The sequence below is a fragment of the Pirellulales bacterium genome (assembly GCA_036499395.1).
In the GTDB taxonomy this organism is placed as follows: Bacteria; Planctomycetota; Planctomycetia; order Pirellulales; family JACPPG01; genus JACPPG01.
Window position 1 is genome coordinate 50479 of the sequence record DASYDW010000010.1, and the last position, 15626, is coordinate 66104.

General features: G+C 60.4%; 13 protein-coding genes. 6 read left to right on the plus strand and 7 right to left on the minus strand.

Going from position 1 to position 15626, the window contains the following annotated elements:
• The first annotated feature begins 39 nt into the window (after positions 1-39).
• Positions 40-498, plus strand: a complete 459-nt coding sequence (locus tag VGN12_01555; protein ID HEY4308109.1) for a ferritin-like domain-containing protein — start codon at positions 40-42, stop codon at positions 496-498.
• Positions 499-520: 22 nt separating this feature from the next.
• Here the strand turns inward: VGN12_01555 and VGN12_01560 are convergent, their stop codons facing one another.
• Together VGN12_01560 and VGN12_01565 are read right to left on the minus strand one after the other, a co-directional pair.
• Positions 521-1729, minus strand: coding sequence for a GNAT family N-acetyltransferase (locus VGN12_01560; GenBank protein ID HEY4308110.1), 1209 nt, complete (start codon positions 1727-1729; stop codon positions 521-523).
• Positions 1730-1865: 136 nt separating this feature from the next.
• Complete coding sequence (locus VGN12_01565) at positions 1866-2924, minus strand: GNAT family N-acetyltransferase (GenBank protein HEY4308111.1); 1059 nt, start codon at positions 2922-2924, stop codon at positions 1866-1868.
• Between the two features lie 189 nt (positions 2925-3113).
• On the opposite strand from VGN12_01565, the gene VGN12_01570 reads away from it, so the two are divergent.
• Positions 3114-3782, plus strand: a complete 669-nt coding sequence (locus tag VGN12_01570; protein HEY4308112.1) for a DUF2007 domain-containing protein — start codon at positions 3114-3116, stop codon at positions 3780-3782.
• An 82-nt stretch (positions 3783-3864) separates the two neighbouring features.
• Here VGN12_01570 and VGN12_01575 read toward each other — a convergent pair whose 3' ends face one another.
• The 4 genes from VGN12_01575 to flhA form a co-directional block, all read right to left on the minus strand.
• Positions 3865-4647, minus strand: coding sequence for a FliA/WhiG family RNA polymerase sigma factor (locus tag VGN12_01575; protein ID HEY4308113.1), 783 nt, complete (start codon positions 4645-4647; stop codon positions 3865-3867).
• Between the two features lie 414 nt (positions 4648-5061).
• Complete coding sequence (locus VGN12_01580; GenBank protein HEY4308114.1) at positions 5062-5943, minus strand: AAA family ATPase; 882 nt, start codon at positions 5941-5943, stop codon at positions 5062-5064.
• Between the two features lie 40 nt (positions 5944-5983).
• Positions 5984-7126 (minus strand): flagellar biosynthesis protein FlhF, encoded by a 1143-nt coding sequence (flhF, locus tag VGN12_01585; GenBank protein ID HEY4308115.1) that lies wholly within the window; start codon positions 7124-7126, stop codon positions 5984-5986.
• 67 nt (positions 7127-7193) lie between these two features.
• Positions 7194-9299 carry a flagellar biosynthesis protein FlhA gene (gene flhA, locus VGN12_01590; protein HEY4308116.1) on the minus strand — a complete coding sequence of 702 codons (2106 nt, stop codon included), beginning with the start codon at positions 9297-9299 and terminating at the stop codon, positions 7194-7196.
• Positions 9300-9636: 337 nt separating this feature from the next.
• Between flhA and VGN12_01595 the strand changes: the two genes are divergently transcribed.
• The 4 genes from VGN12_01595 to VGN12_01610 all read left to right on the plus strand — a co-directional run bounded on the left by VGN12_01595 (position 9637) and on the right by VGN12_01610 (position 13941).
• Positions 9637-10815, plus strand: a complete 1179-nt coding sequence (locus VGN12_01595; protein HEY4308117.1) for a sulfotransferase — start codon at positions 9637-9639, stop codon at positions 10813-10815.
• Between the two features lie 39 nt (positions 10816-10854).
• Entirely contained in the window at positions 10855-11253 is a 399-nt protein-coding gene (locus VGN12_01600; GenBank protein ID HEY4308118.1) for a helix-hairpin-helix domain-containing protein, read from the plus strand.
• Positions 11254-11476: 223 nt separating this feature from the next.
• On the plus strand, positions 11477-12979 hold the full coding sequence (locus tag VGN12_01605) for an APC family permease (GenBank protein ID HEY4308119.1): 1503 nt from the start codon (positions 11477-11479) through the stop codon (positions 12977-12979).
• 329 nt (positions 12980-13308) lie between these two features.
• Positions 13309-13941, plus strand: coding sequence for a response regulator transcription factor (locus VGN12_01610; protein HEY4308120.1), 633 nt, complete (start codon positions 13309-13311; stop codon positions 13939-13941).
• A gap of 60 nt (positions 13942-14001) precedes the next feature.
• Here VGN12_01610 and VGN12_01615 read toward each other — a convergent pair whose 3' ends face one another.
• On the minus strand, positions 14002-15405 hold the full coding sequence (locus VGN12_01615; GenBank protein HEY4308121.1) for an MFS transporter: 1404 nt from the start codon (positions 15403-15405) through the stop codon (positions 14002-14004).
• Positions 15406-15626: the final 221 nt, after the last annotated feature.

Consider the following 15626-nt stretch of genomic DNA (forward strand, 5'->3'; position numbering starts at 1 on the left):
TTTCAAACAAGTATCCACATCTCCAGGGAGTATGAAGAAATGTCCAACGATAAGTCCGCTGTCCGCCAAAAGCTGATCGCTGCGTTGAATGAAGATCTGTCGCGCGAGTATCAGGCGATCATTGCGTATGTGAACTACAGCCAGGTGCTGAAAGGCGCAGCGTACATGAGCATCGCCAAGGAGTTGGAGAAGCACGCCGGCGAAGAACTAGCCCACGCGATACAGATTGCAAATCAAATCGACTACTTGGGCGGATCGCCCACGGTCACGCCGAAGGCAGTAAAAACCTCGAAAGAAGCCAAAGAGATGCTGCAATTTGACCTGGACAACGAGTTGCAGACGATTGCCAACTACCGCAATCGAATTCGCGAGGCCGACGCTCTGGAAGAGTACGCCCTGTGTGAAGTACTGCGGCAGATTCTTGTCCAGGAACAAGAGCACGCCATCGATCTGGCCACGGCGCTGGGCATCGACGTTCCACCGATTCCGGCAGTGTGACTCGCCGCGGAATGGTCCATTTTCAGAGATTGTCGACGATCGAGCGCAACTTCGACGAGGCAATGTCGGCCGGTGCCCGGAAGACGTCCATTTCGGGTTCGCCCGGTTTGTGCGGTCGCAGCCACCAGTGCTGCGTCTGGCGAAACGGCCGATCGAGCAATCCATGCAAGTGGATGAAAACGTTCCGACGCTGGCGACGGCAACCAAGCCGTAGCTTGAAGCGATCGGAATCCGAGCCCATGAAAACGCTCTGCACACGGCGCTGCATGGCGTACCGCAGGTTTTGATAAAACAGGTTGAAGTACAGATCTGTTGCCTGGTTTTCGGCGTTGAGTTTGGCAGCATAATTCAACCCGATAAACAGGCCGTAATAAGCCGCCGGGGTGACGATGCCAACAGCGAATCCAACCGGTCGTTCGCCTTGATAAAGAAACGTCGACAGAAACTGCTGATCGAAGCGTCGCGCCACGGCGCGAAAGTATTCTAGAGGGAGCACGTGCATCATGACTTCCGCGCGACGGACAACTTGCACATAGAGTTGGTACAGTTCGTCGTCGAACACGTCGAGAAACGGTGCAGCGCCAGTAGCGTGGATCACGCGGACACCGGATTTCGCGAATCTGCGCTCGGATCCTGCAATCACTCGACGATAGTGAGATTTCATCGTGCCGAGGTATTCCATGAACGTGCGCCCTTCGGCGGGCAGCACATACATTGGAGGGCTGTCAGCGCGTGCATAGCCCAATTCGGAGAGCCCCGCCAATTCCTCGGCCTGCCGGTCATTGAATTCCATAAACACTGTGGCGCGAGGCCGCACGTCGCGACGCAGGCTCTCTTGGGCACGATGAACGGCCGATAGGGCCCCGCGCACGTCCGCCCCGGGGCGCACTCGCAATTGGTTCCAGCCTGCCGAGGCCGGAAGCCCGCAAAACAGCATGGGGAATCGCAGGAAGTTCCCCCGCACGCGCCGCACGACGTTCGCCAGTCGACGTACCGGCTGCGGAGCCATCATCAGGGCGTCGGCACGTTCGACAAAGAAGCAGGCCACGGCGGCGGGCCGATCTTCTTCGTCATAGACGATGACGTTCTGAAAGTGGCACAAGTGGCCCATGCTCTCCTGCACCGCCACAATCATGCGCGGATCGATGAAGGGATCGTCGAACTCGCCACTGACGACTTCCCAGTCGTAGGCGAGTTCTTTGGTCAATTGTGGGGCAATCGTGTACCGCATAATGCCATCTACGAGGATACGAAGCGGTAGGCGACGTATCTCGGTGCTGATGCGATGCCGATCCTGCCCGATCGACAACAAGATCACTATTCTTGTTTACGACTCGCGTACGCGAACAGATTCGAATTCAATTCTGTTACCGCCAGTGAATGTGCAGCCGGCGGGCTTTGTCCAAGGGGAATGATGTGTCCATCTTCACGCAAATCAGGCTGAAATCGCGCGGCATCGTGATCCAGCCCGTTTGTGCCAGAGGCATGAACGGATAGCAGGGAAGCCGCAGCGCCAGGGCGAATTTCGCCCCTTCTTCGACCATCTGATCCAAGGCGGCGCGGATTAAATCCTTGCTCTCGGCCAAGGACATCGAGCCGAACGCCATCAGGTCGACCATGGCACCCGGCAGGGCGTAACGCCCCAGGAAGTCCAACAAGTACCAATTCACGAAGCCCGTGACGCGACCGTTGCGTTCAGCCACGAGCGTGCGCGGCATGTCGCTGCCCGACAGTTGATGCGCCAGGCGTTCGGCACTCCACACGTAGCCCATGTCGACGCGGTTCAGCAAACCATGGGCGAGCCGCAGACAATCCTCCAAATCCTCAGGGCGATAGCGCCGATAGACGCCCGTCAGGCGCGGTCGCGGATGCCGAGTTTGAAAGGCACCCAGGATTCGCGATCCGAGCCGATCGCGCAGCGTCAGATCCCAACGCGAGACAAGCGGCGGATCGAACATCCGCGCCCAAAAACCGACGTGCCCCAGCAAGACCGTGTTGTCGGGAAAGCTCTTCCAGAACTTCGGCCCCATGCTCATTCGCGCGCCGGTATACCCGTAACCAAGATGGAACTTGGCGTCGTGCTCCAGGTGCCGGCGCCGCTGCTCTTCGAAGAGCTTGATGCCGACTCCCTGCCGGCGATATTCGGGATCCACCGTCAGCCAGCTTCCCATCGTGGCGTCGAATTCTTGGTCGTGCAGGCGAAAGCGGAACTTCTCCCCCAGCAAGCTGCCGACCAGTTTCGTGCCTTCATACGCGGCCACGAGAAAGTCGCGTCCGCCAGGCCGCTCGGAAAGCAATTGCCAATCGAAATAGCGAGCGTCCCACAGCGGCAACATCATCTTGCCGGCGTAGGTGCCTTGCCAGACGCGGCCGGCGAAATCAGCGACCTGGGCAGCGTCCCCTTCGTAAGTGCGAGTTTCAATCATCGATGCGGAGGGAACAAATGGTGGGCATGTCGCAGCCGTCGAGGGCCGCCTGAAGCTATCAAGTCTAGTCTGGCGAGCGGCCGAAAACCTGTAAGATCCGGCCCGTTTTCTCGGCATTTCCGATGTCCGCGGGCGCCGGCCCAGGCGTGTCGATATTCCCTAATTCCAGGCCCCCGTATAATTTCCGGCATGACTGAAAAATCCGAGGACGATCGGCGGCAAGTCGTGGTGTTTTCCGACGCGCGGCCGGCGCTGGTGAACCTGGTTTACAACCGGCTGGCCGAAGCCGGCATCGAGGCGTTCGTCGATAACGCGTTTCTGGGGCAAGCGGCGGGCGATCTCCCGGCCGGCGCGATCATGCCCCGCGTGATCGTGGCCGAAGTCGATGCGGAACAAGCGCGTCAGGTCGTGGCCGAGTTCCGAGGCGAGTCACGCGCGGCGCTGGTCATCGCGGCAGCGCGCAGCGCCGGCGCGGCGATTGCCACGACGCCCGCAGCCGATGATGAGGCCGAATTCGCCGGCCGCGAGATCGAGCTTTGCCCCGCGTGCGGCCGAGGGCGAATGACGATCTGCCCGTATTGCAACACGGCCAGCGATGCGTTTCCCGCGGCCGACGATCCCGTGCCGCGCGGCGCGCAGGGCGAAGCGGCCCTCGTCATTTGCCAGACCTGCGACGAGCCCTTTACGCCCATCTACTATCGGCGCTGCGCCTGGTGCGGACACGACTTCGGCGCCGGGCGCGAGAACGAGCCGCCCGAATCGGTCGAATACCTGAACGATCGCGTGACGATCGCGATGCTGGGGCTGGGATTGGTGTTGCTGGCGATCCTGGCGTATTTCAGCTCGCTGACCAAATAAAAAAACGGCCGGTTGCCCGGCCGTTTTGCGAGTTCGCGGTTTGATGCATGCCGGGCCAAGATGGCTTGGCATGCAATCTGGCTTAGGTACTGAACTCGGGGCGGCGCCGCTCGAGTTGGCTTTGCAAACGCTGCACAATCGAGCTGTGCATCTGGCTGACGCGGCTCTCAGAGAGATCAAGCGTGGCGCCGATCTCTTTCATCGTCAGCTCTTCGTAGTAGTAGAGGATGATGATCAGCCGCTCGTTGCGATTCAGGCCCTTGGTCACCAAACGCATGAGATCGTTTTTCTGGATGCGGCGCGTGGGGTCTTCCCCCTTCTTGTCTTCCAGAATGTCGATTTCGCGTACGTCTTTGTAGCTGTCAGTCTCGTACCATTTCTTATTGAGGCTGATCAGGTTCACGGCGCTGGCGTCGAGCATCATCTTTTCGAGCTCGGCGACGCTGATCTGCAACTGTTCCGAGAGTTCGATCTCGGACGGCTGCCGGCCAAGTCTGGTTTCGAGCGATTTGACCGCTTCGTTCAGCTTGCTGGCCTTCGAGCGTACCAGGCGCGGCACCCAGTCCATGGTGCGCAGTTCGTCGAGCATGGCGCCGCGAATACGCGGCACGCAGTACGTTTCGAATTTGACGCCACGCGAAAGATCGAAGGCGTCGATGGCGTCCATCAGCCCGAAAACGCCGGCCGATACCAGGTCGTCCAGTTCGACCCCTTCAGGCAAACGCGACCAGATGCGTTCGCCGTTGTATTTCACCAGCGGCAGGTACATCTCGACCAGCCGGTTGCGCATATCCTGGTTATTGGGATCTGCCTTGAAGGCCTCCCAGATTTGGGCCACTTCCTCAGGAGCCATCGTCATTACCATGCCATCCTCCGTGAATCAGCCAGGCGACGTTCGGTTCGGCGCTTCATCCCGCGATCGCATTGCCAGGCATGCGTTCGTACGAGACGAGCGGCGAGCCGGACGACGCCATTGCCACGAGCCAGTCGCATCCGTGCGACGCGCTTCGTGGACTTTCCGATTTTTCCTCGCGGCAACTCTCGGCGTGTCAGTCGGCAGTCTTTCGGGCTTGAGCCAGAAGGGGCTGTCGTCTTGCCGTTAAAGTCGCAGCAACTTTTCCATTTCCGCTAAACGGAATAAAGCGAAACTCGCTCCATTTATCGTCAGTCGAGGTCGTATCAGTTGAAGCAATCTCGCTCGGTCGTCTTACTTTTTTCGTTGGCTATCGTTCGTCGTAGCGTGGGCCGCCGATGGCGAACCGGTGTCGATATCTACATCTCAACGGACGGCAACCGCCGAAGCGGCGCCGCGTTCGACAACGCGTGTTATTGATTCGCCGCGTCGCGCGATGTGGGCCGTTAATCGACTGACGACGCCTGCCAGTTCTTGGGACGCCGCGCAATCGGGTGCATGCACGACGAAGGGGCGTGTCTTTGCAGCCGCATCGGGCACCGCCGAATCAAATGACAGCGAACCAAGCATGCTGGTATCGACGCATAAAAATCGCCGACACGCACGTTGCAATCGTGTGTGAGCGTCCTGGGCTGTCTGCGAGTCGGCCGCCTGGTTCACGAGCGTCACAATCCGGATCGAATGCGAATCATGGCAGTGGGCTTTAACGGCCGCGTAGGCGTCCATCACAGCAATGCTATCGGTGCTAGTCACGAGCACGACTTCATCGACCGCGCGCCAAAAGAAGCGTGTGACCGGTTCGATCGAAGCGCCCAGGTCGAGCAGCACGGTATCCGCGTGCTGTCCCAATTCACGCAATTCGCACACAAGACGGTCCTGCGCTCGAGGCGACCAAACCGCCGCGGCTTGTACTCCCCAGCGACCTGGTAAGACTTGAATGCCGCCAGGACCTAGACGGATGGCCTCGTGCAGCGAACGCGCGCCCGATAAGACGTCAGCCAGGCAGGGCCCCTCGGTCAAGCCGCATTGCACGGCGACGTCCGCACGTTGCGGATCGGCATCAACCAGCAATGTGCGTCGTCCCTCTTGCGCCAGGGCAACCGCCAGGTTGACAGCCAGTGTCGTCGTGCCGACCCCGCCCTTGGCGCCCGCAATTGCCAACAGCGTCGGCGCAGCATGGCCGGCCGTCGCGCCGGGGCGCGTGCCTGCGTGCATCAGCGTTCGTAGTCGGAATGCTTGATCGGACATGATTCGGAACACCCGGGATTAGATTCTCGGCCGCCGTGGCCTAGCGAACGTTCGCGTTCAAAATGGTGCGCGCGACGCGCCTCGCGTCGGCAGATTCAATGTCGTCCGGTACGTTCTGCCCATTGGTTAAGTAGCTGAGCGGTAGTCGCGCGCTACGCAGCGCCGGGAGTAAATGCCCCAGCCCGTTCGCTTCGTCGAGCTTCGTAAGAATCAGAGCGGTGGTGCCGGCCGGCGCGAATCGTTCGGCGATGTTGGCCAGGTTGGCGCTGCTGGCGGCGCTCGACAGGACCAGGTGTACCTCGTCGGCGCGGGCCTCGGATAGCAGAGCGCGAAGTTCGCGAATTTTGACTTCGTCGCGTGGACTGCGACCGGCTGTATCGAGCAATACCAGGTCGAGGTGCGACATCCGCTCGACCGCTTCGCGCATCTCGCGCGGCGTGCTGACGACCTGCATCGGCAAATCAATGATGTCCGCGTAGGTGCGCAACTGTTCGACCGCGGCGATGCGATAGGTATCGACCGTGATCAGGCCGACGTTCCATTTATCGCGCAGGCGAAAATTGGCAGCCAGCTTGGCGATCGTGGTGGTCTTGCCGACGCCCGTCGGACCAACGAGCGCCACCACGCGGCAGCGGCCGGCACTGATCTCGATCGGCGCCTGCACGGTGATATCCCGTTCGACGATTTGTGCAACGCGCGAACGCAACGCCGTTACGTCCGTCAGTTCCTGCCGCGACGATTCGTCGCGAACTCGCTCCATCAGTTCGCGTGCCAGCTCCTCGGGCATCTCACAATCGATCAGTTCGGTGTATAGGCCGAACAACGAATCCGGTAGATCGGGGGCCGACTTGCCGCGGCTGCGCCGGCAGAGATCCTCGACCATTGCCTGCAACTCGTTGATCTGCTGCGCCAGCTCTCGTGGCGCCGCGGTAGTCGGCGCCTCGGTATCGAGAAAGGTGTCAACCTCGGGCTCGTCGTCGCCGTCGAGCAGCGGAAAGCGATGGGGCACGACGACATCATTCGAGGCCGTGACCTCGATCCGGCGCACGCCAGGTAACCAGCCAAGCAATCGGCTCCACGGTGCTTCGCGCGTGTGCAGCACAGCGGCGCCAGGCCCCAGGTCACTGCGCACCAAACGGAGCGCTTCTTGCATCGAGCTGGCACGGTAAGTCTTGATTTCCATATTCATTCCGTGGTCTGCCACGAACATTTTCCAGGATGAAGATTGGAGTTAATCGGGCGTCGACTAGTTAAGCTGCGACCGCGACGGCATCACCAACGACGGCAACGCAATCGACCCGTGTATCGGTTGTGATCTCGTTGAAACTCAGCACGACCAGGTGCGGTAAACGGGCCGACGTGATTTCCTTGACGGCCGCGCGAATCTGCGGGCTGACCAGCAGCACCGGCGGATGATGCTCGCGGGTAAGTGATTCAAGATGTTCGTCGATCTGCTGGCACAGCCGTTCGACGGCGACCGGCGACAGGCGGATAAGCTGGCCGCCGTCGGTATTCTCACAGGCGGCACGAATGCGATCTTCGATCGCGGCGTCGAGCGCCAGCACGTGCAGCCGGCGTTCGCTGTCGCGATAGCGGGTGCAAATCGTGCGGGACAGCTTCTGCCGCGCATGTTCGGCCAAAGTTTGGGGATCGGACGTACGCGAGGCATGATCGCCGAGCGATTCCAGAATCGACCCCAGGTTGCGAATCGGTAGTCCTTCTCGCAACAGCAAGTGCAGGACTTGTTGCACCTCGGCCAGCTTCATAACGCCCGGTACCAGCTCGTCGACCACGGCCGGCGAAGTCGCGCGCAGCTCATCCAGCAGATGACGCGTGGCGTCGCGCGTCAGCAGTTCTTCGGCGTGCTTGTGAACGACCGCTGAGAGATGTGCCGTCAACACTCCGGTCGGGTCATGAACGGCATAGCCCTGCGACTCGGCCTGGCGGCGTTGTCCGGCCTCGATCCAGACGCCTGGCCGCTCGAAAGCAGTGCTTGGTGTGGCCGCGCCAGGGATTGGTTCAAGCACCGACGCGGTTTCGATCGCTAAAAGTTGCGTCGGGCGAATATGGCCGTCGGCCACGGCCATGTCGGCCAGCTTGATGCGGTATTGATTCTGATCGAGCCGCGTATTGTCACGGATTCTTACCTTGGGGAGCACGATCCCGATCTCAGCGGCCACGCGTTGTCGCACTTGCTGCACGCGCGGTAGCAGATCGCCGCCTCGTTTCGAGTCGGCCAGCCGGATCAGGCCGATGCCGATTTCGATTTCCAGGGGGTCGATCGCCAGGTATTGCTCGACACGCGGTTCCACCTTCTTGACCTCGGCGGCTTGCTGCACGGCCGCGGCCTCGGTCTCTCGCCTTCGATTACGCGTCAGCACGTAGGCCAAAGCTGACGCACCACCGGCAATCGCCAACAGCGGCAAAAACGGCAAGCTCGTGAACGTCAACAACCCCAGGAACCCGGCCGTAACCAGTAGCACCTCGGGACGCGAGAACAGTTGCCCCACGAATTGGGCGGGCAAATCGGACTCTTCGCTGGAGCGCGTGACTAGCAGAGCCGCGGCCAGTGAGATCAATAGCGCCGGCACCTGCGTCACCAGGCCATCGCCGATCGTTAATTTGCTGAAAATCGAGGCGGCTTCGACGACATTCATGCCAGACTCGACGACGCCAACGAAAAGACCGCCAACGATGTTGACCAGAATGATCACGATGCCGGCAACGGCGTCACCGCGCACGAACTTGCTGGCACCGTCCATGGCGCCAAAGAAATCTGCCTGCCGCGCGACATCGGCGCGACGGCGCTGCGCTTGCTTCTGATCAATCAGGCCGGCGGTCAGATCGGCGTCGATCGCCATCTGGCGACCTGGCATGCCGTCGAGCGCGAAGCGCGCCGCAACCTCGCTGATGCGAGTCGCTCCCTTCGTGATCACCACGAACTGAATGACGATGATGATCAAGAAGATGATCAGGCCGACCGCAATCCGGTCTCCGGCGACGAACTCGCCGAACGATCGCACCACGCCCCCCGCCGCATCCAGGCCGTAGCTATCGGCACGGGTCAGGATCAAGCGCGTGGTGGCGATATTCAGGACCAGACGACCGAGAGTCGTTGCCAACAATAACGACGGAAAAACGCTGAACTCAAGCGGCGAACGGACGTATACCGTGGTCAACAGCATGACCACGGCCACGGCGATGTTCACCGACAGCAACAGGTCCATCAATGCCGGCGGCATCGGGACGAGAATCACCAACAGACTGGCAACGAGGCCAGCCGGAAGGATCAATGTGGTCAGGCGCGCAAGCACACGGTCGGTGCCTGTGCCTGGATTGGTTCCAGGGGATGACACGAGATGCAACCCGCTTTCGCGGGTCTCTGGGAAACGGTTGAAAAAAGCAGAAGTGAAGGGCGGGGACATTAAACAAAAGCCCCCCCAATGTCTAGGGCGATTTAACAATCGGCCTCATCGAATTTGCGACCTTTTGCGATGCCCTGCGGAATGCCTTAAGTGGCGACCCTTATTTGCCTTAGAGGCCGACTCCGTCGATCCGAGACGCTTGCCGATCTCGGTCAGTGAACGTTACGATAGGGGGGGCATTTGCCAAGCCTTTCTCGAACATCGTCCCGCGTAGAATGCGGCGCGCCGGATATGCCAGCCGCGCCCCGCTCGCGCCACTAACATAAACATGATGACGCAAGTTCCCCCGACCAATGCCGCGCCGGCCAAGCCACCCAAAAAGGCGCGGGAATGGATGCCCATGTTCTGGGATGGGATGAATTTCCCCGCCTGGATGCGGCTGCTTTTCAAAAATCGATTTCGACTCGGCTGGCAGTGGTGGTATATGCTGCCGATGGTCACCGCATTCAGCGTGTTTCACTCGGTTTACCGAGTTTGGCAATGGATCCTGGTCGGCTGGAGCGTCAAGAAAAATCTCAATTGCCCTCCCTTGTTTATCTTGGGGCATTGGCGGTCCGGCACCACGTTGTTGCACGAGTTGCTGGTACTCGACAAGCGTCATACGTACCCGACGACGTTCGAGTGTTTCGCGCCGAACCACTTCGTCATTACCGAATCGATCGGCACGAAGTTGCTAGCGTATATGGTTCCCGAGCGCCGGCCGATGGACAACATGGCCGCCGGTTGGCATCGCCCTCAGGAAGACGAGTTCGCCCTGTGCAATCTCGGGCTGCCGTCCCCCTATCTGACAATTGCCTTCCCGAACGAGCCGCCGCAGGACCAGGAATACTGGACGCTCGAGCACGTGCCGCCCGAGGCACTGAACCGCTGGAAGAAGATATTCCGACGTTTTCTGCAATACATCGATAAACGGACGACGCAGCCTCAGCGGATCGTGCTGAAATCGCCCCCGCATACCGGCCGCGTAAAAGTGCTGCTGGAGATGTTTCCCAACGCGAAGTTCGTCCACATCGTGCGCGACCCGTTCGTGATCTTTCCCTCGACCGTACACCTGTGGAAGACACTGTATTCGACGCAAGGGATGCAGAAGCCACGCTTCGAGGGGCTGGACGAATACGTGCTGGCGAACTTCACGCGCATGTACGAGCGCTTTGAGATCGATCGCGAGTCGATCCCCTCCGGCAACTTCTGCGAGATGCGCTACGAAGAGCTTGTGGCCGACCCGATCGGCGGAATCAAGCAGGTTTACGAAAAACTCGATTTGGGAGGATTCGAAGAAATTCTTCCAGCCTTGCAGCAATACACGGCCGCGAACAAGAACTACGAGACCAACAAGTATCGCGAGCTGGCGCCCGAGCTGCGCGAGGCGATCGCGAAACGGTGGCGCGCGTATATCGATAAGTATGGCTATGCGCGCGATATGGCCGAGGCCGGCGCGCCGCGCTAACGTCGACCACGCCCTTTCTTTGCAGTACGACTACTTCGCATGGCGCCTAAGGCAAAACCCTCCGGTCCCCAGTGGCTATTACGGCGTGCCGATCAGGCGGCCGTCGCAGGGCTTGTCGGCGTAGCGCTTGTTGCCATGGGACTGTGGTGGGTTTCGCAGGGAGGCGTGCGCGGCCGTTTGGTCGAATTCGAGCGTCTGCCGGCGCAAACGGCGCGATTTCAAGTCGATGTCAACGCGGCGGGCTGGCCCGAACTTTCGCAGCTTCCCGGCATTGGCGAAGCCCTGGCCCGACGCATTGTCGAATCGCGCGAGCAAGAAGGACCATTCACCGACCACCAGGAGTTGCGCCGGGTTCGCGGCATCGGTCCGCGCACGCTGGAACGCATCAGCCCCTATCTGCGTCCCATGCCGGAAACGGCGAACGTCGCGGGTCGTTAGGATGTCGTTGCGGCCATTCGCCGCCGCAGCGTTCATTTCGTGATTTTCTTTCGGCTTTTTGTTTTGCCACGATCTCATTGCCGCCACGCCGGTAACGGGATGGCCGTGCTTGCGGTCGCGCCGACTGCTCGTTACTGTTCAATACGCCCGCGTGGGCCTGATTTCGATATTTCGCGAAGAACATCCCACTGCCTGTCGTCAGGCGATTCGGACACGACTATTCATGGATCGTTTGCCGACGAGCGACGCAGCGCCCCCCGAGGAGATGATTCGCGACTTCGGCCTGGCCAAGGCCACGGCCCTCAACATGTCGAACATGATCGGCATCGGGCCGTTCATCACGATGAACCTGATCCTGGGCGCCATGGGGGGCCCACAGGCGATCTTGGGCTGGATCGTGGGCGTTCTGCTCGCGATTTGCGATGGCATGGTATGGAGTGAGCTCTCGGCCGCCATGCCCGGCTCAGGGGGCACCTATCTCTACTTGCGCGAATGCTTCGGCCGGCAGCGCTGGGGCCGCTTCATGGCCTTCATGTTCATCTGGCAATTCATGCTTAGTGGTCCTCTGGAAATCGCCAGCGGCGCGATCGGCTTGAGTAAGTACGCGGCCTATCCGCTCGTACACTTCGGCTGGATCGACGGTGATCCGCCGGCCGCCAGAGAGTCGGAACTTGCCGGCGAAGGCAACCCGGACGTGCAACCGGCGGGCCAGGCGAGCAAACCGTGGACCACCAAGGCCATCACTGAACGTGCAATTGCCTTTGGCGTTTCGGCGCTGGCGGTGGCGCTTCTCTATCGGCGCATCTCGGCCATCGGACGACTGACGTTGTTCCTCTGGGTGGCTATGCTCGGCACGGTGCTGTTCATGATCGTCAGCGGGCTGATGCACTTTGACAAGAGCTTGATCTTTCCCTTTCCGGAGAATGCCTTTCACGTCGACGGAAAGTTTCTGTTCGGGCTGGGCACGGCGATGGGCATCGCCATGTACGACTATCTCGGCTATTACGACGTCTGCTACATCGGCGACGAAGTGCAGCATCCCGAGCGCAATATTCCCCGCTCGATCATGATTTCGGTGATTGCTGTAGCCGCGATCTATATGACAATGAACATCAGCTTCATCGGCGTCATTCCCTGGCGCGAGGTGGGTGACACCGTGGCCACGACGTTTGTCGAGAAGCTGTACGGACCGGGCGCTGCGAGCGTGATCACGATCTTCGTCGCGCTCACCGCCTTTGCGTCGATCTTCGCTATGTTCCTTGGCTATTCTCGCATTCCGTATGCCGCGGCACGCGACGGAACATTTTTTTCGTTCTTCAATCATCTGCATCCCATACAGAAATTCCCCGATCGTTCGTTGCTGGTCGTGGGTGTGATCACGATGATTGCCAGCCTGTGGACGCTGGAAGACGTCATCAATGCCATCCTGGCCTGTCGCATTCTGGTGCAATTTCTCGGGCAGAACGCCGGGTTAATGTACTACCGCCGCACGCACGCCGGTCGAATGCCGTTCCGCATGTGGCTATATCCGGTGCCGTGCTGGATCGCGTTTGCCGGTTGGTCGTTCATCTTCGGCTCGAAATTAATCGGACAAATCAGTAACCCTTGGTACAAGCAAGAGGCTCTGCTAGGCATGCTGGTAACGGCCGCGGGGGGTGTGGTTTTCTTGATTTGGAGTGCGCGATCCCGACAATGGCCATTCGCGGGGGGAACGAACCCGGATTGAATGCTGACGCTCCTTTCTAAGTGTCAGGATCGCTTGTAAGAAAATTCTTGGCCTCGTCGCGAGAGCAAGTAAACCGCTACCTCTACGAGACTTGCGCTGATCTGCTGCAGGGTCATGGGCGAAAAATGACCAGCCGCAATCGGAGGGGGGTCAAAAGGGGGGGCACCCGGTGCTATACTTGAACGGGTCAGCTTGCGACGGATTGCTCTTTCCGGATGGAGGGGTCTCACTCTCCCAGACGGTCGGGTGAGCCAGCGGTTCGGGCGGCTCCGGCTGATTGACGACTACCGCCTTTTCCTTCTGGATTCCTCCCGCGCAGAACGGAACGCATGTCTATTCGATTGCTCATTGCCGACGACCATCTTGTCGTCCGTACAGGTCTCAAGAGCCTGGTTGCTACCACAGACATCGAAGTAGTTGGCGAAGCTTCCACCGGCGGCGAATGTATTCGTCTGGCTCAGGAATTGAATCCTGACGTCGTGCTGCTGGATATTCGCATGCCAGATGGCGATGGCTTGAACGCGCTCAGCCGTCTCAAGCTCGACCGCCCGCAGTTGCCGGTTCTCGTGTTCTCGACCTATGACAATCCGACGTACGTCGCGCGGGCCGTCGCGCTGGGTGCGAACGGTTATGTGTCGAAAGGCGCCAGCCGAGATGACTTGCTAACCGCGATTCACACGGTGGCCAAGGGGGAGAATGCCTGGACGCGCGACGAATTGCGTCGCGTGACCGGCGCCCTGGCCACGCCACGCTTGGCTTCGGACATCGACGTCCCGCTAACGCAACGCGAAAGCGAAGTGCTCCGCCAGCTCAGCTATGGGCTGACCAACAAGGAGATCGCGCAATCGTTGCAGATCAGCTACGAGACGGTGAAGGAGCACGTGCAGCACATCCTGCGCAAGCTCGGCGTCTCGGATCGCACGCAAGCCGCGGTGTGGGCGGTGCGCAAGGGACTGGTCTAGTTTCGCTGCGGCGATCCTAGCTCACGCAAGTATCTGACCGTTAGCATCCGCGCCGACGCCTCAGCGCGCTCGCGACACTTCATTGCCCGGACGAGCGTCGTAAGGCGCTGGCTCGTCATCGGCCGTGGCGTCGCGCATCCAATCCTGCAGCTTCTGCGCATCCGCGGCCACGGTGCGCGTGCCGGCAAACAGCACGGCCGCCAGGGCCAGATTCACCGCCGGCAGCAGGTACATGGCGCCGCGAACGCCGGCCGCCTTGTACGGTTCGAGCGCTGTCTGCAATTCCGGTCCGCGCAAATCGTCGAGATTGGCACCTGCTTCGATCGCCGCCCGATGCGTGCAGTAATCGCTCACGGCGCCAAAGACGGGCGGACCGAACATTCCCCCCAGTGCGTACATAGCAGCGAAATAGAGCGCCATCGCGGTGCCACGCAGCGAGGGCTCGATGACATCCTGCACCGTGGAATAGACCGTCGAGTAATAGGTGTACATCAAGCCGCAGCCGCCAAAGAACAAAGCGCTAAATCCCAGGACGTCCCCGGCCGGACGTCCGAAGGCAAAGAACAATAGCGGCACCGAGAACGCGAGCGCCACGGCCGCGACCAACAAACGTCCGTTCTTGCGCGAGTGAATCAACTTGTCCCCCAGGAACCCTCCAAGAAACAGGCCCGGCACCCCCGCCAAACCGTACACGAGCATCACGGTTTGACCGGCCTGGGCCACGCTACGACCGTGATAGCGCATCATGAAAATCGTCAGAAAGCCGCCGATGATATACATGTTGAAGTTGTGCAAGGCGCCCGAGGCGATGATCCAGCGCATCGTCGGCGTCGATAACACCAGCCAGTAAGGCGACCCTTCACGTTTGCGTGTACCGATGTTGTGCTTCTCGCTGGCGCCGCGCAGCGGCTCACGGATGAAAAACGCGCCGATCGCACACAGCATGCCGGGCACAATCGCGACGTAGAAAGCCGATTGCCAACCGAACTTCTGGGCCACGGTGCCGCTCACGGCGTAACAAGCCGCGGTGCCCAGCGGTAGGCCGAGCATGAACACCGCCAGCGCCCGGGCGCGATGCGTGGCGGGAAACAGGTCACCGATCAACGAGGAAGAAGCCGGAGCGCACGTCGCCTCGCCGACGCCGACGGCCAGCCGCAGTCCGGCCATCTGCCAAAAGCTTCGGGCCATGCCCGAGGCGGCCGTGAGTATGCTCCACACAAAAACGCCGCCGGCGAGAATCATCGACCGGTTGCCACGATCGGCCAATCGCCCCAAGGGGACGCCAATCGCGGCGTACAGCACCAGGAACGTTGTTCCCAGCCAACCGAGAGCCGTGTCGCTCAGCCCCCATTCTTTGCGAACCAACTCTCCGACCGCGCCGAGAATGTTGCGGTCGAAGAAGTTCATCATGTTGATGGCGAACAGAACGCAAAGCGCGAAGACAGGCCCGGTGCGTGGTTTCATTTGCGCGGCCCCCCGGCCGTAGCGAGCAAAAAGAGAAATCGGCGTGGCAACCCGACGCGGCGACCGCATGCCCGAACACCCTAGGGCCCGCCGCGAGAGCATCGCATTTTGTGACGGCCGGGAACGTGCGTCAAGAAAAAACCACGCGAATTCACCGAGGCGCGCTGCTCGTTAGCTGGTGAATCGTCGCAACCGCAATTACACGAACGACACGACGTGCC